25 protein-coding genes are annotated in these 20,290 nt (G+C 37.5%); 16 read left to right on the top strand and 9 right to left on the bottom strand.

Translation table 11 applies throughout. The features are described 5' to 3' along the window. Nucleotides 1–23: 23 nt before the first annotated feature. From P9B04_RS22960 to P9B04_RS22950, 3 genes are all read right to left on the bottom strand, one after another. Nucleotides 24–218: a hypothetical protein gene (locus P9B04_RS22960; protein ID WP_342057283.1), complete on the bottom strand. Its 195-nt coding sequence runs from the start codon at nucleotides 216–218 to the stop codon at nucleotides 24–26. A 99-nt stretch (nucleotides 219–317) separates the two neighbouring features. Next, on the bottom strand, nucleotides 318–659 hold the full coding sequence (locus tag P9B04_RS22955; protein ID WP_342057282.1) for a pPIWI_RE_Z domain-containing protein: 342 nt from the start codon (nucleotides 657–659) through the stop codon (nucleotides 318–320). After that, nucleotides 660–1,649 carry a hypothetical protein gene (locus P9B04_RS22950; protein WP_342057281.1) on the bottom strand — a complete coding sequence of 330 codons (990 nt, stop codon included), beginning with the start codon at nucleotides 1,647–1,649 and terminating at the stop codon, nucleotides 660–662. A 168-nt stretch (nucleotides 1,650–1,817) separates the two neighbouring features. On the opposite strand from P9B04_RS22950, the gene P9B04_RS22945 reads away from it, so the two are divergent. The 13 genes from P9B04_RS22945 (at nucleotide 1,818) to P9B04_RS22885 (ending at nucleotide 11,803) form a co-directional block, all read left to right on the top strand. Continuing rightward, the gene (locus P9B04_RS22945; RefSeq protein ID WP_342057280.1) at nucleotides 1,818–2,258 is read left to right on the top strand and encodes a helix-turn-helix domain-containing protein; all 441 of its coding nucleotides are present in this window, start codon (nucleotides 1,818–1,820) and stop codon (nucleotides 2,256–2,258) included. After that, nucleotides 2,242–2,604 carry a type II toxin-antitoxin system PemK/MazF family toxin gene (locus P9B04_RS22940; RefSeq protein WP_342057279.1) on the top strand — a complete coding sequence of 121 codons (363 nt, stop codon included), beginning with the start codon at nucleotides 2,242–2,244 and terminating at the stop codon, nucleotides 2,602–2,604. Before P9B04_RS22945 ends, P9B04_RS22940 begins: the two co-directional genes overlap by 17 nt. A gap of 2 nt (nucleotides 2,605–2,606) precedes the next feature. Then, a complete protein-coding gene (locus tag P9B04_RS22935) occupies nucleotides 2,607–3,152 on the top strand; it encodes an ImmA/IrrE family metallo-endopeptidase (RefSeq protein WP_342057278.1) in 546 nt (181 codons plus the stop codon). A gap of 89 nt (nucleotides 3,153–3,241) precedes the next feature. Further along, entirely contained in the window at nucleotides 3,242–3,610 is a 369-nt protein-coding gene (locus P9B04_RS22930) for an ArsR/SmtB family transcription factor (RefSeq protein WP_342057284.1), read from the top strand. 332 nt (nucleotides 3,611–3,942) lie between these two features. Next, on the top strand, nucleotides 3,943–4,335 hold the full coding sequence (locus P9B04_RS22925) for a Fur family transcriptional regulator (protein ID WP_342057277.1): 393 nt from the start codon (nucleotides 3,943–3,945) through the stop codon (nucleotides 4,333–4,335). A gap of 74 nt (nucleotides 4,336–4,409) precedes the next feature. Beyond that, nucleotides 4,410–5,474, top strand: coding sequence for a metal ABC transporter solute-binding protein, Zn/Mn family (locus tag P9B04_RS22920; protein WP_342057276.1), 1,065 nt, complete (start codon nucleotides 4,410–4,412; stop codon nucleotides 5,472–5,474). Nucleotides 5,475–5,529: 55 nt separating this feature from the next. Beyond that, nucleotides 5,530–6,309, top strand: coding sequence for a metal ABC transporter ATP-binding protein (locus P9B04_RS22915; RefSeq protein WP_342057275.1), 780 nt, complete (start codon nucleotides 5,530–5,532; stop codon nucleotides 6,307–6,309). Beyond that, complete coding sequence (locus tag P9B04_RS22910) at nucleotides 6,287–7,102, top strand: metal ABC transporter permease (RefSeq protein WP_342057274.1); 816 nt, start codon at nucleotides 6,287–6,289, stop codon at nucleotides 7,100–7,102. Before P9B04_RS22915 ends, P9B04_RS22910 begins: the two co-directional genes overlap by 23 nt. Nucleotides 7,103–7,477: 375 nt before the next feature. After that, on the top strand, nucleotides 7,478–8,002 hold the full coding sequence (locus P9B04_RS22905) for a flavodoxin (RefSeq protein ID WP_342057273.1): 525 nt from the start codon (nucleotides 7,478–7,480) through the stop codon (nucleotides 8,000–8,002). 114 nt (nucleotides 8,003–8,116) lie between these two features. Then, nucleotides 8,117–8,776 (top strand): TIGR00266 family protein, encoded by a 660-nt coding sequence (locus tag P9B04_RS22900; protein WP_342057272.1) that lies wholly within the window; start codon nucleotides 8,117–8,119, stop codon nucleotides 8,774–8,776. A 125-nt stretch (nucleotides 8,777–8,901) separates the two neighbouring features. Then, entirely contained in the window at nucleotides 8,902–10,062 is a 1,161-nt protein-coding gene (gene hppD, locus P9B04_RS22895) for a 4-hydroxyphenylpyruvate dioxygenase (RefSeq protein WP_342057271.1), read from the top strand. An 86-nt stretch (nucleotides 10,063–10,148) separates the two neighbouring features. After that, the gene (locus tag P9B04_RS22890) at nucleotides 10,149–11,267 is read left to right on the top strand and encodes an iron-containing alcohol dehydrogenase family protein (RefSeq protein ID WP_342057270.1); all 1,119 of its coding nucleotides are present in this window, start codon (nucleotides 10,149–10,151) and stop codon (nucleotides 11,265–11,267) included. A 59-nt stretch (nucleotides 11,268–11,326) separates the two neighbouring features. Continuing rightward, nucleotides 11,327–11,803, top strand: coding sequence for a Uma2 family endonuclease (locus P9B04_RS22885; protein ID WP_342057269.1), 477 nt, complete (start codon nucleotides 11,327–11,329; stop codon nucleotides 11,801–11,803). Between the two features lie 116 nt (nucleotides 11,804–11,919). On the opposite strand, the gene petD is transcribed toward P9B04_RS22885, so the two are convergent. Continuing rightward, complete coding sequence (gene petD, locus P9B04_RS22880) at nucleotides 11,920–12,402, bottom strand: cytochrome b6-f complex subunit IV (RefSeq protein ID WP_342057268.1); 483 nt, start codon at nucleotides 12,400–12,402, stop codon at nucleotides 11,920–11,922. A gap of 134 nt (nucleotides 12,403–12,536) precedes the next feature. Further along, nucleotides 12,537–13,205 carry a cytochrome b6 gene (petB, locus tag P9B04_RS22875; protein ID WP_300506604.1) on the bottom strand — a complete coding sequence of 223 codons (669 nt, stop codon included), beginning with the start codon at nucleotides 13,203–13,205 and terminating at the stop codon, nucleotides 12,537–12,539. A 209-nt stretch (nucleotides 13,206–13,414) separates the two neighbouring features. Between petB and P9B04_RS22870 the strand changes: the two genes are divergently transcribed. Then, on the top strand, nucleotides 13,415–13,981 hold the full coding sequence (locus P9B04_RS22870) for a shikimate kinase (protein WP_342057267.1): 567 nt from the start codon (nucleotides 13,415–13,417) through the stop codon (nucleotides 13,979–13,981). Nucleotides 13,982–14,076: 95 nt separating this feature from the next. Further along, nucleotides 14,077–14,472 carry a shikimate kinase gene (locus tag P9B04_RS22865; RefSeq protein WP_342057266.1) on the top strand — a complete coding sequence of 132 codons (396 nt, stop codon included), beginning with the start codon at nucleotides 14,077–14,079 and terminating at the stop codon, nucleotides 14,470–14,472. Nucleotides 14,473–14,476: 4 nt separating this feature from the next. On the opposite strand, the gene P9B04_RS22860 is transcribed toward P9B04_RS22865, so the two are convergent. Then, nucleotides 14,477–15,067, bottom strand: a complete 591-nt coding sequence (locus P9B04_RS22860; protein ID WP_342057265.1) for a chromophore lyase CpcT/CpeT — start codon at nucleotides 15,065–15,067, stop codon at nucleotides 14,477–14,479. Nucleotides 15,068–15,234: 167 nt separating this feature from the next. Here P9B04_RS22860 and P9B04_RS22855 point away from each other — a divergent pair, with 167 nt between their 5' ends. Beyond that, the gene (locus P9B04_RS22855; protein WP_342057264.1) at nucleotides 15,235–16,371 is read left to right on the top strand and encodes a quinone-dependent dihydroorotate dehydrogenase; all 1,137 of its coding nucleotides are present in this window, start codon (nucleotides 15,235–15,237) and stop codon (nucleotides 16,369–16,371) included. A gap of 46 nt (nucleotides 16,372–16,417) precedes the next feature. Here P9B04_RS22855 and P9B04_RS22850 read toward each other — a convergent pair whose 3' ends face one another. The 3 genes from P9B04_RS22850 to P9B04_RS22840 form a co-directional block, all read right to left on the bottom strand. Further along, nucleotides 16,418–16,663: a hypothetical protein gene (locus tag P9B04_RS22850; RefSeq protein ID WP_342057263.1), complete on the bottom strand. Its 246-nt coding sequence runs from the start codon at nucleotides 16,661–16,663 to the stop codon at nucleotides 16,418–16,420. Nucleotides 16,664–16,862: 199 nt separating this feature from the next. After that, nucleotides 16,863–17,726 (bottom strand): formylglycine-generating enzyme family protein, encoded by an 864-nt coding sequence (locus P9B04_RS22845; protein ID WP_342057262.1) that lies wholly within the window; start codon nucleotides 17,724–17,726, stop codon nucleotides 16,863–16,865. Nucleotides 17,727–18,064: 338 nt separating this feature from the next. Continuing rightward, nucleotides 18,065–20,215 carry a formylglycine-generating enzyme family protein gene (locus tag P9B04_RS22840; protein WP_342057261.1) on the bottom strand — a complete coding sequence of 717 codons (2,151 nt, stop codon included), beginning with the start codon at nucleotides 20,213–20,215 and terminating at the stop codon, nucleotides 18,065–18,067. Nucleotides 20,216–20,290 lie beyond the last annotated feature (75 nt).

Raw genomic sequence — 20,290 nt, 5'->3', positions numbered from 1 at the left:
GGTTTTAGCCATCGCTTCTCATATCAACTTTTCTTGGTGCAAGATGTGAGTTTTAAAGGCGATCGCAAAGCTTCACGAGGAGATGTATTTATTTGTTGTTGCGTAAACTTAACTCGTAATCTCACTGATTCTTCTTTTGTTTCGGCTTCAAATTGATAATAAATACCTGCTGATACCTGTCGGGGATCTCTACGTCTATGATTTAACTGTGCAGTCAAACAATTTTTACAAATATTTTGATTTGTTTTCTGTTGTATATTCCTTGCCGCATCAATAATTTGATTATCTAAATCTTGAATATTAAAGTTATAGTTTCGCTAACTTTCGGGAACATGACAAATATAATCTCGCAGTGCATTTAACCAATTAAAACGAGAAGAAAAAGGTACAATTTGCCGACAATTAGCGATCGCTCTCTTCTTTCCTTGACTCAAATTTTCTAACCTGGGATGCTTAATAAAAATTCCACTAAGAATTGCCCAAACTATGGTAATAGGTTCGTCATCGAGTTCTAAATATTCCATCAAAGCAAAGCCTAATTCAACTTGTAGAAGTAATCTTGCTTGTGTTACTGCTTGTTCTTCTAATTGATCAATACGATCACTAAAATTCGCAGGAGGTTCAAAAAGGGTATTTGAATATCCAGTGTTAACAGTCATTTAAACATTACCTCCCTTTTGTAACTTAGTAATTTTTTCCCTGACTTGTTGTTTAAAAAATTGGTCACCAACTACCTGAGTTTGTTTAGGTGATTCCTTGGCTTTTTCTTTGACAATTTTGGTATAGTCAGGATAAATATTTACGCAGCGATCTACCCCTGGATACAATTGAACCTCTTTTAAATATTCTGAATGTTCTTTTTTTATTTTTTCTAAATTTAAATATAGGTTAAGTTCGGGGATACCAGGAAAACAAACTCGTTGGCGAATTCCCTCTTTTATTTGTAAAAAACCCACTTCCCATGTCCTCTCATGGACATAATTCAGGTCTTTATGATGATTGCTACATAAACTAGGTTTTAATCCTTTTAATTGCCCATTTTTCTCTGTCAAAATACCACAGCGATCGCAATACCAATAGTCTCGATCTTCTTCACATTCTTCATATAACTCCCCAACATCTTCTGGAGAAATGTATTTAGTACGTCGAAAAGTTTTACGAATATCCTCAGTAGTTGCATATTGATTTTCAATCACAAATCGACGAAATTTTACATATACTTCTTGTGATTTTTCAGGATCATCTTCTACGTAAGCCTTTCGTAATCTATCTAATATACGGGTAAATTTTTGATTATCAATTGCTTCTTGCTTAGTTTTAGTGCTTGCATTTGGGGGGATCTTATCTTGTGCCTCTAATATTTCAAAATAATAATCATTTGCTTCTTCGCTAAAACTTCCCATATCTAATAAACCAAAATCTTGATCAAATTCTGAGGGAATCCAACTATTAGGAAGATAATCTGTTACTGGGGATTCTAGTAACTTCAAAAAACCTCGCATTGTCTTAGGAAAAGAAACACTTTTTTTAATGTCTAAAGATAAAGTATTCATTCCATGATGTAGTAGATCCGGATAGGGATATTTTTGCTTGGAATCTAAATATTCCCTGACACCAATTAATAAATAATCGAATTGACTGTTAGACATAATGTTTATCTGTTATTTAGAGGCAAAAGGCGGCATAACATAACGGGAGTGAGACAACTACAATCTTTATGTTTTTTCTCATCTGCGATACAATCGTCTCATCTATCGTACAAAAGTTTCGATTTTGTGTCAATGGTGAAACAAAATATTTTTCAATGAAACAAGCCTATGAAAAATACTCTCAACGCTGAGAAGTTAGCCAATTTAGTCCGTAGCAAGCGCGGGAATAGGGGACTAAGGGAGACAGCAAAAGAAATTGGCAATGTTAGTCCCTCTACTATTTCACGGGTAGAAAATGGTAAAACGCCAGATATGGATACCTTTTTAGCCTTATGTGAATGGTTGGAAGTTTCTCCCGCGGAATTTATTCAAAATACTGAGGAGGAACAAGATTTAGAGACTCCTGAAGCGATCGCAATTCAATTGCGCGCCGATAAAAACCTTGATCCTGCGATCGCCAATGCTTTAGCCTCTTTAGTTAAAGCAGCATATAAGGATATGACTTCTGAACCAGAGTATACTTTGGAAGAATTATTAGCAGGAGCAAGCAGCGAGGATTTTGCAGGTGAATATGATTGGGGAGAAGTCGTAGGTGAAGAAATCTGGTAATGACAAAAATCTTTATATTCCTAATCGTGGTGATATTGTTTGGTTAGATTTCGATCCACGTACGAGAAGGGAAAAAAAGGGACATGGACAGGCAATTATTATCTCACCAAAAGAATTTAATGGTTTATCTTCTCTAGCTTTTGTATGTCCCATCACCAGTAAAGTGAAAGGTTTTAGTTTTGAAGTGCCTTTGACAACAGAAACAACAACAGAAGGAGTGGTTTTAATTCATCATTTGAGAAGTGTAGATTGGAGAGCCAGAAAAATAAAATTTATCGAACAAGCACCCGTTTCAGTTATCAATGAAGTTTGTGCTAAATTAAAACCTTTGATGTTCGTAACTTAATAATGGGATTAATTGAAAGCTTGTCCACTGAAAATCGACAGAGATTAGAAGCGATCGCTACTGAAAAGAGAAACATTCTCGGCTTTAAAGCTTACGAACCATTGCCAGCAGAAATTTTAGCCGAGCATTTTCAAGCAACAATTTTTACTGCGGAAACAGTACCCAACACAGAATCAGAACAAGTCAAAATATTATGTAATAGCGATAATTGGTCAGCAGGAATTATTAGTCAAAAACCACTTTTGATTGTTTATAACTCCCGTCATACACCAGCACGTAAACAGTCTAATTTAATGCACGAATTTGCTCATATTATCTTAAACCATAAAATGGTCTGTTACGATCCTAAAACTGAACCTCCCCAACGTCGACAACAAGATGAAGACGAGGCAGTTTTTTTGGGGGGATGTTTGCAAATTCCTAGACGGGGTTTACTTTGGGCAAAGCAAAAACAGATGAACTTGTCTCAGGTTGCTGTTCACTTTAATGCCAGCGAAGAGATGGTAAGATTTCGTGGTAATGTTAATGGGATTTTTTTTGATTGTTAGGGGAGTAAAAAGCGATCGCACTTTCCAACCCACCAAGAATCCAAGTATCCTGTACCATTGAACTAAATAGATTTAACCGTTATCTTTAAATACCTGTGAGCAAAACCAAAGTAGGCGATATTTGTGAAGTAAGATGTTTCAACACCGAGCTAGTTACTCAAATTCGAGAAACTTTACCCCCAGAAGATTCTTTAGAGGAAATGACTGTCATTTTTAATGCTTTATCAGATCGCTCGCGAATTAAGATACTTTATGCTCTCAAAAACGGGGAAGAACTTTGTGTTTGTGACATTGCAACCCTCTTAAATGTTAAGATTGCTACTGCTTCCCATCATTTGCGGAAAATGCGAGATTTGAAATTACTTAAATATCGTAATGATGGAAAATTAGCTTACTATTCTTTAAAAGATGAGCGAGTAACGGACATACTCAGTTACTCCTTGCCAAACTTTATCTAAATTTTCTCTACCGTCTTTTAATTTCTCTCAATTATCTTGATTGAAAAATATTTAGTGTTTGGATACATTCTAATGTTCTTTTAAACGTTTGAAAGATATAATAAATATTGCTCAAACATTGATTTGAACGTCTAACCCAAAATCATTGCAGAATATGATTGCTAATACTTGGGTTTCTTGACGGTGGTTTTTGCTTAATATGCAGAGAAGGTTCTTACTGAAGCCTAAAGTAGATATAATAATGGTTATCATTCTACAAATCACAATAAATAAAATTAGTTTTTAATTACTACTGAAGTCGAGAGTTAAACTACTTAAAAAATCAAAAGACAATGAAAGCTAGATATACTCGTTCTCAAAAGCAAATTATTCAGGTACTTAAGTCATTAAATCATGACATCTCTGCGCAGGATCTATATGCAGAACTCAAAAATCGAGATCAACCTTTAGGATTAGCAACAGTTTATCGCGCCTTAGAGGCTTTGAAAGGGAAAGGAATGATCAAAGCAAGGACTTTGAGCAGTGGAGAAGCACTTTACAGCTTAACTTCTGAAGATAAACACCACTTAAATTGTGTTAACTGTGGTCGATCTTTCACCATCGATGGGTGTCCTATCCGCGATTTTGAAGAAATATTACAACAGAGTCATCATTTCCAAGTCTACTATCACACATTAGAATTTTTTGGAAAATGTTATCAATGTCAGACAAAATCCGCTCTTTGAGTAACCATTATTGGTTGTTAGTACAATAATTTTTTGTTTATGATAATCATTATCATTCTATCTTTGATAATCTTATGAAGTTATCCCATTTACTGACAACTGTTAGAACAAATTTCGTACAACGTGCCACAATTGGTATCTTCACTTGTTTGAGTGCGATCGCTTGTAGTACAGAACCTACACCCCCAACAAGTTCTGAGCAACCCGCATCCTCAACCGCTTCTGCTCCCAAGATTGTCGCTACTTTTTTGCCGGTTCATTTATTTACTAAAGCTGTGGTGGGAGACACAGGAGAAGTAGATATTTTGATTTCCCCCGGAGCAGAAGTTCACGACTATCAAGCTACCCCAGAAGATGCCAAACTGTTAGCAGAAGCAGACATATTAGTAGAAAACGGATTGGGGATGGAAGAGTTTCTGTCGGATTTAGTAGCCAATGCCGGTAACTCTACACTCCAGCAAATCGATGCTAGTGAAGGAATAGAAGCAATAAAAGAAAAGGATGATGAACATGAGGGACATGATCATGAAGGACATGATCATGACGAACATGGACATGAGGGACACGATCATGAAGGACACGATCATGATAAACAAGGACATGAGGGACATGGACATCACCATGCAGAGGGAAATCCCCACGTTTGGTTAGATCCTGTTTTGGCGCAACAACAAGTAGCTAATATTAGAGATAGGTTAATTGAAATCAACCCCGATAATGCAGATGATTATCGTAGCAACGCTGATGCTTATGTTGAACAACTACAGCAGCTAGATAATGAATTTAAAGAGAAATTAGCACCAGTTCAAGGTTGCAATTTTATTACTTTTCACGATGCTTTTCCCTACTTAGCACAACGGTATGGACTGCAACAAGAAGCAATAGTTTATATTCCTGAAGACAGCATTACTCCCCAAGATATTCAACGAGTACAACAACTAGCTAACGAACATCAAGTTAAAGCATTACTGACTGAACCTGGACTCAAAGACAAACGCATTGAGCAAATATCCAGTGACTTAAATGTATCCTTAGAAGCACTCAACCCTCTAGAATCAGGAGAAACCGATCCCCAATACTATTTTCAAGTGATGCGAGGTAATTTAGAGGCGTTGTTAAGAGCTTGTCAAAGTACCTAACAGTTAATAAATTGCTCTTTCTCTGTGTTCATTTTGAATCATATTAGTAAATTGAATGTGCCAAAATTTATCTATTACTCAACCCATTGTTACGGTTAAAGATTTATCGGTTATGCGTGGGGGGTATCTAGCGGTAGATAATGTTTCTTTTGAATTGTTTTCAGGTACTCATACAGCCATTATTGGTCCCAATGGTGCAGGGAAAACCACACTAATTAAATCAATTTTGGGGTTAATTACCCCAAACTCGGGTGAAATTAGATTTTTTAATGGTGCTGGTAAATCATCAAAAGCATTAGAACAAGAAATTGGCTACATTCCCCAAAAATTTCCCTTTGAAAGCACTTTTCCCCTAACGGTAGCAGAATTAGTAGCTTTGGGATTAAATAACAAACAGTGGTGGTATTCTGGCCAAAGAAAACGAGAGAAAATTTACCGAACCTTAGAGCAAGTTAATCTGATTAAACAAGCAAAACAAAAAATTGGTACTCTTAGCGGGGGAGAATTAAAAAGGGTTCTCTTAGCTTATTGTTTAGTGGTTCCCCGTCGTTTATTGGTTCTTGATGAAGCTTTAGCGGGGGTAGATGCTACAGGAGAAATAGAATTTGCAGCTCTACTTAATAGTCTTAGACAAGAACAAAACTGGACAATCTTGGAAGTTTCCCACGATTTAGATTTAGTTAGTAGCTATTGCGACTCGGTACTGTGTTTAAACCGTCGTTTATTAAGTCAAGGTTCACCAGAAACCGCTCTCACCCCAGAAAATCTCTTAAGAATCTATGGTTCTCTAGTTAGTTCTACCTGTCATCATCATGAACCTAACCGATTTAGTTAACCTTTTTAGCTTACCTTTTATGCAACGAGCAGTGCTAGGAGGGGTGCTGTTAGGTATTTTAGGGGGAATTTTGGGCAGTTTTTTGATTCTGCGTCGTCTTTCTCTGTTTGGGGATACGGTAGGACATTCAGCCATGTTAGGAGTGGTTTTAGCTGCTTTGTTACAACTTCCTGCTACTTGGACATTAATTGGTTTTACCGTTGCTTTTGGTTTGGGGGTTGTTTATTTAATCGATAGAACCGATTTAGGAAGCGATACAGTTTTGTCTATTTCTTTGTCAGGTTCCGTCGCTTTAGGAACAATTGGCTTTAGTTATTTGCAAGGATATAGGGGCAACTTATTGTCAATTTTATTCGGAGATATTCTAGCTATTGGTAATACAGATTTGATTTTATTGTTATTGCTTTTGATCATAACTTTAACTTGGTTGATGATCACTTTACCAGAGCAAATATTACTAACTCTTAATAAAGATTTAGCTTTAGTTAAAGGGGTACCTGTTAATAGTTATCGCTATCTATTTATTATCTTATTATCTATTACTATTGCTCTGACTATTCGAGCAGTTGGTATTCTCTTGGTTAACAGTTTTTTAGTCATTCCGGCTGCTAGTGCTAGATTAGTTTGTCAGCAGTTTGTCTCATTTTTAGCCACTGCTGCCGCTATAGGTGCGCTGAGTGGAGTAATGGGAATGATTATATCTGGTGTTATGGATCTACCTAGCGGACCAAGCATTGTTTTAGTTCAATTATTTGGGTTTTTGATTCTAACTTTATGGAGTCGACAGGGTTGATTATAATGTCGTTTCAAATAATTGTAGAAAACTACAATCCATAGCAAAAATCAACAATTAGTCATATCTCAGATAATAATCTTCATTAATTTTCCCTTGATTCGTAATATTTAGTTATTTATCTTTTCAGTTTATTTGATATATTCTTTATTAAAAATTAATGTTTAAATTATTAGCGACAGTTAAGTTAATTATCCCCTAAAACAACAAAATACTCAAGTACAACGGATACAGATTTTCTCTAATGGAGTAATTATATTCAAGAATAGAGAGAAGATCACTTGTAAACTTATTGGAGTTTCTTGTTGTTAAAAGCTTGAATCTCAAATTCCATCGGTTTATTTAAGTCTACACAAGAAATCAGGAGTCTTGATCATGGCTAAAATTGGTATTTTTTACGGAAGTACATCGGGAATAACCGAAGAAATCGCTACCACTATACGGGAAAAATTAGGGGAGGAAGAATGCGATCTCTATAGCATGGAAGATGATTTTGACGAATACGGTCAACTCCTCGACTACGACTATTTATTATTAGGGTGTTCCACTTGGGGAGCAGGAGACGTGCAGAACGATTGGCGCGATCCCCTATTTGAAATGGAATTGGAAAAACCCGATTTTAGCGGTAAAACCATCGCTTTATTCGGAGCAGGTGATCAAGTAGATCACGGAACCGAATTTGTCAGCGCATTGGGTAAAATGTATAGCCACTTTAAAACCTTGGGAGCTACCCTAGTAGGAGAATTCCCCAACGAAGGCTATACGTTTGAGTATTCTTCGGCACTGATGGATGACAAGTTTGTGGGACTTCCCATAGACGAAATCAACCAAAGCGATAAAACCGAAGAAAGAATTGATCAGTGGGTTGAATCCATACGTCCCATCTTTTTAGAGAACTAAAGCAATCATTCCATCGAAAATCAAGTAAAATGGGGACTAGATAGGGGATTCTTTCAGAGAATTGCTCTAATTGTCCCCTTTTTAATGGCTTCATGATTTATCTATTCTTTACCCGTGTTATTTAAAGTCCGTTGTCGTCCCGCTTTTGCGGCTTTGTTTGTCACCCTCAACCCAGGAGAAAAAATAACAGTCAAAACCGATTCTATTATCAGTATGGATGGTGAGATAACTATCAACACTGGATTCTGTGGGTTTTGGTTATCGGCCTTATTGAGAAAATGTTTTGGTGGAACAGATGTTTTTGTGGATTATTTGAGCAACGAAACAGATAATCCTCTTACAGTGGTATTGAGTCAGACAACCATTGGGGATATCGAACGCATCGATTTATCCCAAGGATCGATTTGTGTACAACCAGGAGTATTTTTAGCCTATACCAAAGGGGTGAAAATCCAGAATTACTGGGCCGGTTTCGGTAGTTGGTTGGCAGGAGAAGGGTTATTTAAAACTAAATTGAAAGGGAAGGGAAGAGCATTTATTGCCGCCTATGGGGGAGTTATCAAAACAACCGTCTATCAAGACTTGATCATGTCTCAGGGACATTTATTGGCCTATAGTTCTAAAACACGTTTAAAGTATCGCAAGAAGGATAAAAAAGTTAATCTTACCGTTTCAGGATTTCAGTCTAAGAATAAACGAACTCAAGGGGTTTTGATTTATTATCAATCCCGTAATCTTCAAGGGTTAATTAATTATCTTCGCTCTCTGGTTTAGGGTGTTATTTTATTAAGTATTTTTTAATTAATTCTTAATCTTTCTGATGTGATTGGTAAGTTGCTGGATTCGGATAAAATCAATTATCATTGACAGTGGCCTTACTCTCTATGTATATTGCCCCGATGAGTTCTTTATCAACCAATATTATTTTCAAAGAAAAACTTAACCAACGTATAAAAATAGCCATTGATCACGTTCATTTATATGTAAAAGATACAAATCACTGGAAAAAATGGTTTATTGATGTAATGGGTTTTTACTCCATTGCTGGAGGAAAAGGTGACTGTACTCATACAGAAATTGTAAAAACAGGAAGTAAAGAAAACTCAATTATTTTTGTTATTTCCTCTCCTTTATCTTCTCAAAGTCCTGTAGCTAAATATTTAGAGATTCATCCTCCTGGTGTTGCTGATGTTGCTTTCAGTGTTAACGATTTACAAACAATACTAGGAAAAATTGATGGTTTTTATAATGGGATAAAAGAATCAATTAAAGAAAGAGCATACCCTAGAGGTTATTTAAAATGGAGCAAAATTTTTAATCAAAATGGCTTAACTCACAGTGTCTTTGAACGAAGAGGAAATACGCCGGTTTTACCTAAAGATTGGCTTCAAGAAAGAGCAGTCAATGTAAACAAGAAAAATTATTTTCTCGAATTAGATCATTTGGTCTTAAATGTGGCAAAAGGGCAGATGAAATCGACCATGAAATGGTACGAGCAAGTATTAGAGTTTCAAAAAAAACAATTCTTTAAAATAGAAACTCCCCGATCAGGTTTATATTCTCAAGTTTTGTTTCACCCCGTTGGTAATATACAATTACCCATTAACGAACCTATTTCTAGAAGTTCTCAAATTCAAGAATTTTTAGATATTAATAATGGCTCAGGAATTCAACATATTGCCCTAAGAACAAACAAAATTGCCGAAGTAACGCAACAATTACGGAAAAAAGGAGTAGCTTTTTTAAAAGTTCCCAGTGCTTATTACGAAAATTTGGCTAAAGTTAACTTAAACCTAAAATTTCATCCCGAAGAATGGCAAACAATCGTTAAAGAAAATATCTTACTAGATCAAGAAGGAAACAAAGAAAAAGAATCACGGAATAAAAATTATCCTTTACTCTTGCAAATATTTACCCAACCTATTTTTGAGCAACCTACTTTCTTTTTTGAAATCATTGAAAGAAGAAAAGATGCAACCGGGTTTGGGGAGGGAAACTTTCAGGCCTTATTCGAAGCCGTGGAAAGAGAACAAAGAAAACGAGGAACCTTGATAAATTAATGATTATTGAAAAAATCTGAAGCCATAGTCTTTGGGATAATTCGTTATCATAAGATAAAAAAATAGTCTTTATTTTTAATTGTCGAATGCCAACAAAAATAACTCAAGTTACCCCAGTTACCACCGACATAAATTCCCTATTCGTGTCCCCTACCCAAGTGATGCAAGGAGAGGGAGTTATTAGTCAAGCAGGAGAAACAATCTCTCGCTTAGGTAAACGTCCTCTAGTGGTGGGGGGTAAGGAAACTCTGGGGATGATGTCAGACTATTTAAAGCCAGTTTTTCAAAAATTTAAGCTAACGGGAGCATTTGATAGCTACGCACCAGATTGTTCCGAAACTTCCTTAAAAACCCTCTCCAAAACTACCCAAGACCATCAAGCAGATTTGATTATTGGAGTGGGTGGAGGAAAAGCCCTAGATACCGCTAAATTGCTCGCCCATCAGCAAAAACTCCCCATCGTTACTATTCCTACCTCTGGGGCTACTTGTGCCGCCTGGACAGCCCTTTCTAATATCTATACAAATCAAGGGGCTTTTCAATACGATGTGCCATTATCTCGTTGTCCTGAGCTACTGATTTTAGACTATGATTTGATTAAGACAGCCCCCAAACGGACTTTGGTTGCTGGTATTGGAGATGCGATCGCAAAATGGTACGAAGCGTCTGTTAGTAGTGGGCAGTCTAAAGCAACCCTGACCATCGCTGCAGTACAACAGGCTAGAGTATTACGGGACATTCTCTTACAAAAATCCGTCAGTGCCTTGGATAACATAGGGGGAGAAGACTGGCGAGAAGTAGTCAATGCTACGGTACTATTAGCCGGAGTGATTGGGGGTTTAGGAGGGGCGAATTGCCGCACTGTAGCCGCCCATGCTGTCCACAATGGTTTAACCCACATTCCGGCGGCACACGATGCCTTACACGGTGAAAAAGTGGCTTATGGTATCTTAGTGCAATTACGTTTAGAAGAGATGCTGCAGGGGAATCAATTGGCTACTACTTCTCGACAGCAATTGTTAAAGTTTTATGAAAAAATTGGTTTACCTAAAAGTTTAGAAGATTTGGGCTTATCTCAAGTCACATTGGAAGAGTTACGTCGTGCTGCGGTGGTAACTTGTCATCCTAATTCCGATATTCATCGTTTACCGTTTAAAGTATCACCAGAACAATTATTATCGGCGATGGTATCAACTTTAGAATAATAATTATCGGTGTATTAGCCTGGTGTAATACGCCGTACAATTAGTTTGGGTAAAAAAGGATGAAATGGGAAGAAGTTTGTGAGCATAAACAGTTACAAGATTTGCCCTTTAAAATCGAGTTGAATAAGTGGGGACAAATTGTAATGAGTCCAGTAAAGATTAAACATTCTTTTTATCAAGGAAGAATTCAGCGTTTATTAGAATCTTTATTGGACACAGGAGAAGTGATGCCAGAATGCGCTATTAAAACCACAGAGGGTGTGAAGGTAGCTGATGTGGTGTGGTGTTCAGAGCAAAGATTTGACATCATTCAGGAAGAAGTATCCGCTTCTATTGCACCAGAAATTTGTATAGAAGTTAAATCAGTTGGGAACAGTTTAGATGAATTACAATTTAAGAAAAATTTGTATTTAGAAGCGCAAGCTTTGGAAGTGTGGTTGTGCGATGAAGAGGGTAAAATAAAATTTTATGATTCACAAGGGGAATTAGATAACTCCTTATTGGTTCCTGAATTCCCCAAGGAAATTAAGCGGTAAAATTATAGTCCGATATATTTTACTTAGATTTCTAGTTAAAAGTTTACCTGCGATCGCTCTTTCCAAAACAGGAACAGAATCAATCACAGGTATAATATTAACCTCTCAGGTTATATTTAGAATAAGCCTAAAGTTAAAGACTCATCAATGGGGAAAGTCGCACCAGCACCTAACCATAAGGTAACTACAGTTCCGAAGAGGAAAACAGCAGTTGCAATGGGACGACGGAAAGGGTTTTGGAACTTGTTGACACTTTCGATGAAAGGAACCAACATTAAACCCAAAGGAATGGCTGCTTGACAAGCGATTCCAAGTAGTTTATTGGGAAGAACCCGTAAAATTTGGAAAACGGGGTATAAATACCATTCGGGTAAGATTTCGAGGGGAGTGGCAAAAGGATTAGCTGGTTCTCCCACTAAAGCGGGATCGAGTACCGCTAAACCAACCAATAAACCGATGGTTCCGAAGATAACCACAGGGAACACATAGAGTAAGTCGTTAGGCCAAGCAGGTTCACCGTAGTAGTTGTGTCCCATTCCTTGGGCTAATTTTGCGCGTAGCTTAGGATCGCTTAGATCCGGCTTTTTTTCGATGGCCATTGTATAGATTTCTCCTTATTTAAATATAGGATCAGCAGTGTCTTTATCCGAGTACGGATAATCAGTGATCGATTATGCTATATTTTCTGGCATTTAACTGTTCACTGATCACCGTTGGTCACTTTAAATTCGCCTTACAAGGGACCAGAGATACCTTGCTTACGAATCATTAAGAAGTGGGCTAACATGAATACTGCGATTAACCAGGGGAACACAAAAGTGTGCAGACTGTAGAAACGGGTTAAAGTTGCTTGTCCAACGCTTTGACCACCTCTGAGGAGTTCAACCATTTGGTCACCCACTACAGGGATAGCCGCAGGAACACCAGACACAATTTTAACCGCCCAGTAACCAACTTGGTCCCAAGGTAAAGAGTATCCTGTTACTCCGAAAGAAACGGTGATAACCGCTAAGATAACTCCTGTCATCCAGGTTAACTCACGGGGCTTTTTGAAACCACCTGTTAAATAAACACGGAAGACGTGGAGGATCATCATTAACACCATCATACTGGCGGACCAGCGATGGATAGAACGAATTAACCAACCGAAGTTTACCTCGTTCATGATGTACTGAACAGAAGCAAAAGCGTCAGTAACTGTTGGTTTGTAATAAAAAGTCATGGCGAACCCAGTGGCGAACTGAACAATAAAGCACACTAGGGTAATTCCACCAAGACAGTAGAAAATATTAACGTGGGGGGGTACGTATTTGCTGGTAATATCGTCAGAAATAGCTTGGATTTCTAGACGATCATTGAACCATTTGTAAACTGGGGAATCTGTAACTTGTTTAGAAAACATTGAAGCTGCAATCCGCTATCTAGTTAAGGATGGATAATTTAGATGTTAATGACAGTGTACTATGACGTTGCCTATCTTAAACGTTCGGACTGAACCCGATATTTAGAATAGGTAGTATACCTTACTAGAAAATTTAGCACAATCGTCTCCTGAGTTCAAAGGGCAGTGTGAGAAGATGGGATGTGTAGGTTAATGGACAGGAGCGGAAAATGACTATACAGCAAGGACTCCAAGGGGTTAATGTGTTTCTGGTGGGTATGATGGGAACCGGTAAAACTACGGTGGGGCAAAAATTGGCACAACGTTTAAATTACCGTTTTTTTGATAGCGATGTCTTGATTGAACGAGTAACAGGACAAAGTATTAAAAATATTTTTGCTACCCAAGGAGAGGAGGCATTTCGCCAAGTTGAAACGGAGGTACTTTCGGAGTTAGCTGCTTATACAAAAAGTGTCGTTGCAACGGGAGGAGGTAGCGTATTAAAGGCAAAGAATTGGAGTTATTTGCACCACGGTTTGATTATTTGGTTGGATGTTTCTATCCCTATCCTAAGCAAACGTTTAGCTAGAGACACAACTCGTCCCCTATTACAGAAGAAGGATTTGAGTTTAACGTTACAATCTCTACTGGAGCAACGTCGCCCTTTGTACGCTCAAAGCGATTTACAAGTCATTATTAACAGACACCAAACCGCTGATGATACGGTTGAACAAATTTTAGAATTAGTCCCTACTGTCATTCAGGGTAAGTGGGATACTTCTCAAGAATTTAACTAACTTTGAAAAGCTGTTTCCGTAAATTTAAGGATGCCTATCATTACTGCTAAGAATTAAAATCGCAGTGAATATTAATTCAATGATATGGAAAGTTTATGCGGCAAGTTTTAACAACGGGAATGATTATTTTTTCTTCTTTGCTCGGGGCGACAATGATTATCAGTAATGTCCACGCTGCTCCTAATTGCTATGGGGTTGACCAAGGAGGAAATAGTATCGATTTATCTGGATTGTGTTCTCCCTCAGCTAATCCTAATACACAGCCCTCTACTCCTGTCAATTTGAACCCAACCCCGGAAGAAACAACCGATTTAAACAATGATAAAGATCCCGAAACATCTGCTAGAGAAGAAGTAGAAAAAGATATACAATCTTGCTTTAGTAGTGCTGCTTGTACCCAGATTATGGAAGGAGGAAACGAACCGGAAAAAACCCCCCATCAAATCCGTATCGATCAGGTTTTAAATGGAGGTAGAGTCAATCCAAATTAGTCAGTTAGAATTCTACTTCATTAGCAAAGCTTTGGCGACGTTTAAAATGAAATGCACCAGCAACCGATCCCCAAACTAATTCGTTAGTAACAGGATCGTAACCCCGATCCAAACTAATTAGTTTTTCCTCGTCTATTTCAAAGCTATTGTCTAAATAAGTTTCTCTTCCTTTGCGGGTGACACGACAATTTTTTCCGGGTTTAACCACTCCTTTAAAACTGGTTCCAGTCCAGTTGATAAACATATCACACCCTCCCATTAACTCGATGTCATTAGGACTAATTTCTTTTAATTTCTTTTGATCTCGGGCAGCCCCTAAAAAGGATTCTTGATCCTTAAGTTTGTAATTTTCTAATTCCATTCTTCCTTCAATAATTTTTAATCTTAGTACCCGCACCCGATAGGGTTGATCTAAAGCATAATCATAAGCTTGTTCTAAAAATAAACTAGGTTCAGGAAAATTAGCAATGGGTAAAGGGCGGATACAAACTCGAATATGAGCATAAAAAGGAGGATTTTCAAAGGCCTGTTCTTGATTACTAAAATCAGCACACATCCAACCGGCCAAGGTTTTTAAATCGGTAGCGTGAGACATAATACTTATATATATTTAATGAGAAAGAAAATTAACGCAATTACTATTGTATCTTGAAGGGTGAAAATTTTTAATCTGGAAATTAATCTACTATTAATAGGTTTTTGAGACAGATGGGGTTATGCTGATTGTGGGTTTAATACCCCTAACGAGAGATGAGATTAATAATGTTTAACCTTGCCAAACCCTTCTACCCCCTTGTCCTCACGGTGACCGAAAATAACCCTGAAAATGCCCATCAACAACTACTGAAAACCCTTCACAGTTTAGACAAAAATCGTGGTAAAACATGGAGCAAATGGGTATTATCCAATTTAGAGAAGTCTTTTCGTTTTGAGGATCATCGTTTAGAACAAAATCTGTGGGGCCTAACCTTCAAAAGTCCTGTGGGATTGGCTGCTGGTTGCGATAAGGACGGTTTGGGGGCTGGTATCTGGGGTCATTTTGGGTTTGGATTCGCTGAAATTGGAGCCGTTACCCTCTACGAGCAACCTGGGAACCCAAAACCTCGTTTATTCCGTTTACCCCAGGACGAAGGGGCTTTAAACCGCTTGGGGGCTAACAATCAAGGTGCTAAAACAGTAACCCAAACCTTAGCAGAAACCTGGCAACGGCAACCCCGTCAGATTCCTATTGGTATTAATTTGTGTAAATCAAAAGTTACTCCTCTGGACCAAGCGGCCGGGGATTATGTGGGAAGTTTTCGTTATCTTGTGGATTATGCAGACTATTTTGTGATTAATGTTAGTTCCCCCAATACCCCTGGACTGCGATCGCTACAAGAAGGAGAACAACTTAACGATATTCTCTACGAATTCCAATCGATTAATCAACAAAAAAAACCTCTCCTAGTTAAGATTTCCCCTGACTTAAGTTGGGAGGCTATTAAACTAATTATTGACTTGGCTAAAACTTACGAGTTAGCAGGAATTATTGCCACGAATACAACTATTAAACGGGATGGTTTAAAGACAGAAATATTAGAAAAAACAGGTCATAGCCTCCAAGAAGAAGCAGGGGGAATTAGCGGCAAACCAATCCGTCAACGTTCTACAGAGGTAATACGTTTTATTTACGAACAAACCCAAGGCAATTTACCTATTATTGGGATAGGTGGGATTTTTACTGCGGAGGATGCTTGGGAAAAAATTGTAGCAGGAGCCAGTTTATTACAATTATATACTGGTTGGATTTATCAGGGACCTTGGTGTATTCCTGATATTGCTCAAGGATTAATTGAGCATCTAGAAAAGCACAAACTATCCCATATCTCTGAGGCAGTAGGGATGAATTGCAAGGGTTAGTTTAACTTAGAAATGGTGAAGCAAATAATCAATTTTTAATGAAGGGTTATTGTGCTTCTTTAGTTGTGGGATGATTTCTTAGTTCATGCTCTTTGTAGGCTTTAGCAGAGGCTTTAATCCAAATTGTAGCGGCTAAAGAAAAAGGAACAACCATGACTACAAATCCAGTAATTAAAGGATGTTGACGACCAAAAGGATTGTTCATTAAGAAAGCAATAATTGAACCACAATAAATGAGTCCCAATAAGGGCAACCCGATCACTAATATGGCAAACTTTGTATCTTTATCCATCGTTCAATCCCTCAGTGTTTAGCAAGCTTGTCTATGCTTAAATTTTAATTCAGTTTTAGCTAAGTTCGACGTTTTAAGCGAATTGATTTAATAAAGTATTTTTTAAAGCTAAAAAATGATCGATTAGTGAGGAAAAGGTTTCTAACCTAAGCTTGGTCTTGGGATAGGATAAAAGCTAAGAGGAGAAAATAGTAAAGGGTTATGGCGTTTTTCTTAGCACACATACTACCCGAAACCCGATACAGTGGTTGCGGTCGGCACGCCTATTATCGAGGTCTCGGTAGGCGGAACGGCAGTTCGACTGATAGTTGATCCAAGAACCACCTCGCAGAGGTGAACGATTCTCGTTACCATTTAACCAAGGACTCCCATAATTCGGCGCACCTTTGTAACTATCATGCCAATCATCGGCACACCACTCACGAACATTTCCGTGCATATCAAATAGTCCAAAGGCATTAGTCACATCAAAATAACCGACTGGGGTGGTTTGTTCTCGATAGTCTTCTTTGAGAACTTTACTATAAGATTTTGACAATTGGTATTCTTCGTTATCAGTTCCTCGATAGTTAGCTAATTCTCTTGTTATTGTTTCTCCAAAATGAAACGGGGCGGGGGTCCCAGCGCGACAAGCATATTCCCATTGCGCTTCACTAGGTAGTTTATAGTCTTTTCCTGTCAGTTTTGATAGTCGTTGACAGAATTCGATTGCTTCGTACCAGCTAACACATTCAACAGGTCTTTGCCATCGCTCAATCCCTTTGTAAGACTGTTTAAATTGAGATGGATCTTCTTGTAAGTCTATCTTAAATTTTAAGTCTGTTTTGGTGGCTATCGCTTTCCATTGACCTTGGGTAACAGGATAACGTCCCATGAGAAAAGAAGATATCGTTACCTCATGTTGAGGTGTTTCGTTCTGAAGACTACCTTCTTCATCTTCTGGTGCGCCCATTGTAAAGGTACCATCAGGGATTAAAACCATTTCTAAAGGGACATCATCAATATAATCTCTGTAAGCTCTAAACTTTTGCTTTAGGCGTTTAATTATCATTTTTTCTGCCATAACATTTCCTAGTTATTTGTTTAGTTGTAATAATAAGGTTTAATTTGTCCAGGTTAGACTCACATCTTGCACCTTCGATAAAACTGGCTAGTTTGTAAGCGTTTAGCTATCAGCCATCAGCTGAAACATATCAATCCCTATCATCTACTGTGAGTAAAATTAAACGAATGCTGACTACTGACTGCTGACTGCTGACTAATTTAAGTTTTTCTATACTGGTGCAAGATATGAGTTAGACACCCAAAATCAAAAAAGTCCTAGTTTTACTATCAATTAGTTTTAAAGCTACTTCTAATTATCATCTTTCTGAAGTAATTAAATCTCTTCTTCTGACTTTATTAATTACCGAGCACACATACTATGCGAAAACCGTTAAAGTAAAGGGTCATGAAGCGAAAACTTTGGATGAAGCAAATCGCAGAACGGCAACTATTAGGATAGTTGTTCCAAGAACCGCCCCGCAGTACTGATTTTGAATCATAGTGCTTGTTTTTAGCTAAATATGAGATTTCAAATTCCATCCAAGCACTACCATCAGTGGGCGCACCTTCATAATTATCATGCCAGTCATCAAGACACCATTCCCAAACATTACCGTGCATATCGTACAATCCAAAGGCATTGGCCGGGAATTGACCAACGGGGGTGGTTTCTTCTCTATATTCGCCCTTGGGTTCCTCAGCATAAGGATGATTAGAAGGATTATAATTAGCCAGTTCTTCTGTGATAGTTTCTCCAAAGTAAAAAGGTGGGTAAGATTCACCTTGTTCGAGGTTTAGGGGTTCTGTCATAGCCCGACAAGCGTATTCCCATTGGGACTCAGAGGGTAACTGATAGTACCTTCCTGTGAGCTTAGAGAGGCGTTGACAGAATTCTACGGCTTCGTACCAGTTAACTTGTTCAACAGGCCGAGTATCCCCCTTAAAGTTTGAGGGATCTTCGTCTAAGTCGATGTTAACTTTTAAATCACTTTGAGAGGCTATCGCTTTCCATTGTGCCTGAGTAATGGGATATTTGCCCATGAAAAAGGAAGAAAGGGTAACATTATGTTGAGGTTTTTCACGTCTATAATAATCCCAATTAAACTTTTTGACTAATCTCTCAATTTCAGCGTTGTCAGTTCCCATTGTAAAAGTACCACCAGGGATAGCTACCATTTCGAGAATAACGTTATCTGTCAAAGATTCAGTAAAGAAAGAGGCGGTATGGGTAGTGGTTTTGATGATTTCACCACGACGGTTTACGGTGGGGGTTTGAAATGTCCATTTTTGTAAGAGTTCTTCTTCTTCAAAAACAATGGTGGCCACTTCTGCTTCAAATTCAAAGGTTTCTAATGAGGAAATCTCAGAAGGTTGAGAAATAGATTGTTTTACTGTGGTGTATTGTTTAGCAAATTCACCATAAACACCCCCTAACCTCTGTAAAGTCACAGCAGATATTTCGACAAAATGACGAACTGACTCTGGTAATCTATCTGTTAATGAGCGATCTAATAAAATAGCTTCAAAAATATCTTGATCATCTCCTAAATATAGAGAAATATAATCAGAAATAAAGGTAATGGTGTCAACTAATTCTTCCTCTGTCGCTTCTTTTTCTAAGGCTTCTCGTATCTCTGGTTTAAATTCTAATTCAACAATATTTAAAGAGTCATTACTTAATGATTTAATAGTATTTGATAAGGGTTTAAATATTCCTCCCATTAAAACTTCAGCAATGATTACAGCAGGAAGTTCATACTCGGGACTAAAATTAAAGGTTGAATCTAAAAATAGTAAATTTTTTACTTTTTTGAGGTTGAAATTTTCAGGAGATAAAGAAGGAACTGATTGAATAATGAGACGAATAATAGGTAAGGTTACAGGAACAGCACTTAGACGATGGGCTAATTCTTGAGCTTTTTCTGAGGCATTTTCATAAAAACGGTTTAAGATTTGTTCAGAGGATAAAGATTGGATGATTTGTGAAGGTAATGATTCAGTCGAAGCGGAGATTACTTGATGTAAATCTGGCAAATTAGTTTTTTCAACTAAAATACCTGGTAACTTTGCTTGTTTTTGTTCACTGACGAGATTTACCCATTTTTGTAGGGATTTAGGGTCTAAAGTAATGATGGGAAGTTTTAAATATTTTTGTTGATTAGATAGTGATAAATCTTTGATAGTTAATTGTTGGTTTATTGTGTAAGGTAAATTAATAGACCCAATTGTAGGAGATTGTAAAACCACTTCTTTTTTACGGTTTAGCGCAGTTCTAGTCCAAAGGTGTTGGGGAAATAATTGTAAGAGGGTAACAAGAGATTTTTTACTCCATTTATCGATGATGTTTACATACTCATTTTGATACCAGTGAACGGAAGCAAAATCACTGATAATTATAATTAATTGTTTATCGGGTGAATTATCAATAATTTTTTCTGGATTATATTGTGCTGAATTATCTTCATAAGTTGATTGTAAAACTACTTGTTTTTGCTGATTAGTTTTCATCCAGAAAATATCAAATTCATGAAATAGAAGCTTCTCAAAAAGTCTGGGGGGACTCGCCGAAAGTTAGGGGACAAA

Source organism: Crocosphaera sp. Alani8, assembly GCF_038442745.1.
In the GTDB taxonomy this organism is placed as follows: Bacteria; Cyanobacteriota; Cyanobacteriia; order Cyanobacteriales; family Microcystaceae; genus Crocosphaera.
Note: the sequence above shows the minus strand (reverse complement) of the source record. Positions and strands in the feature narration are given on the sequence as shown.

Bases quoted from the DNA above. Each gene is read 5' to 3' on its own strand.
- P9B04_RS22955 (WP_342057282.1), bottom strand. From the start codon at position 659: ATGACTGTTAACACTGGATATTCAAATACCCTTTTTGAACCTCCTGCG.
- P9B04_RS22950 (WP_342057281.1), bottom strand. From the start codon at position 1,649: ATGTCTAACAGTCAATTCGATTATTTATTAATTGGTGTCAGGGAATAT.
- P9B04_RS22945 (WP_342057280.1), top strand. From the start codon at position 1,818: ATGAAAAATACTCTCAACGCTGAGAAGTTAGCCAATTTAGTCCGTAGC.
- P9B04_RS22935 (WP_342057278.1), top strand. From the start codon at position 2,607: ATGGGATTAATTGAAAGCTTGTCCACTGAAAATCGACAGAGATTAGAA.
- P9B04_RS22925 (WP_342057277.1), top strand. From the start codon at position 3,943: ATGAAAGCTAGATATACTCGTTCTCAAAAGCAAATTATTCAGGTACTT.
- P9B04_RS22920 (WP_342057276.1), top strand. From the start codon at position 4,410: ATGAAGTTATCCCATTTACTGACAACTGTTAGAACAAATTTCGTACAA.
- P9B04_RS22915 (WP_342057275.1), top strand. From the start codon at position 5,530: ATGTGCCAAAATTTATCTATTACTCAACCCATTGTTACGGTTAAAGAT.
- P9B04_RS22910 (WP_342057274.1), top strand. From the start codon at position 6,287: ATGAACCTAACCGATTTAGTTAACCTTTTTAGCTTACCTTTTATGCAA.
- P9B04_RS22905 (WP_342057273.1), top strand. From the start codon at position 7,478: ATGGCTAAAATTGGTATTTTTTACGGAAGTACATCGGGAATAACCGAA.
- hppD (WP_342057271.1), top strand. From the start codon at position 8,902: ATGAGTTCTTTATCAACCAATATTATTTTCAAAGAAAAACTTAACCAA.
- P9B04_RS22890 (WP_342057270.1), top strand. From the start codon at position 10,149: ATGCCAACAAAAATAACTCAAGTTACCCCAGTTACCACCGACATAAAT.
- P9B04_RS22885 (WP_342057269.1), top strand. From the start codon at position 11,327: ATGAAATGGGAAGAAGTTTGTGAGCATAAACAGTTACAAGATTTGCCC.
- petD (WP_342057268.1), bottom strand. From the start codon at position 12,402: ATGGCCATCGAAAAAAAGCCGGATCTAAGCGATCCTAAGCTACGCGCA.
- petB (WP_300506604.1), bottom strand. From the start codon at position 13,205: ATGTTTTCTAAACAAGTTACAGATTCCCCAGTTTACAAATGGTTCAAT.
- P9B04_RS22870 (WP_342057267.1), top strand. From the start codon at position 13,415: ATGACTATACAGCAAGGACTCCAAGGGGTTAATGTGTTTCTGGTGGGT.
- P9B04_RS22865 (WP_342057266.1), top strand. From the start codon at position 14,077: ATGCGGCAAGTTTTAACAACGGGAATGATTATTTTTTCTTCTTTGCTC.
- P9B04_RS22860 (WP_342057265.1), bottom strand. From the start codon at position 15,067: ATGTCTCACGCTACCGATTTAAAAACCTTGGCCGGTTGGATGTGTGCT.
- P9B04_RS22855 (WP_342057264.1), top strand. From the start codon at position 15,235: ATGTTTAACCTTGCCAAACCCTTCTACCCCCTTGTCCTCACGGTGACC.
- P9B04_RS22850 (WP_342057263.1), bottom strand. From the start codon at position 16,663: ATGGATAAAGATACAAAGTTTGCCATATTAGTGATCGGGTTGCCCTTA.
- P9B04_RS22845 (WP_342057262.1), bottom strand. From the start codon at position 17,726: ATGGCAGAAAAAATGATAATTAAACGCCTAAAGCAAAAGTTTAGAGCT.
- P9B04_RS22840 (WP_342057261.1), bottom strand. From the start codon at position 20,215: ATGAAAACTAATCAGCAAAAACAAGTAGTTTTACAATCAACTTATGAA.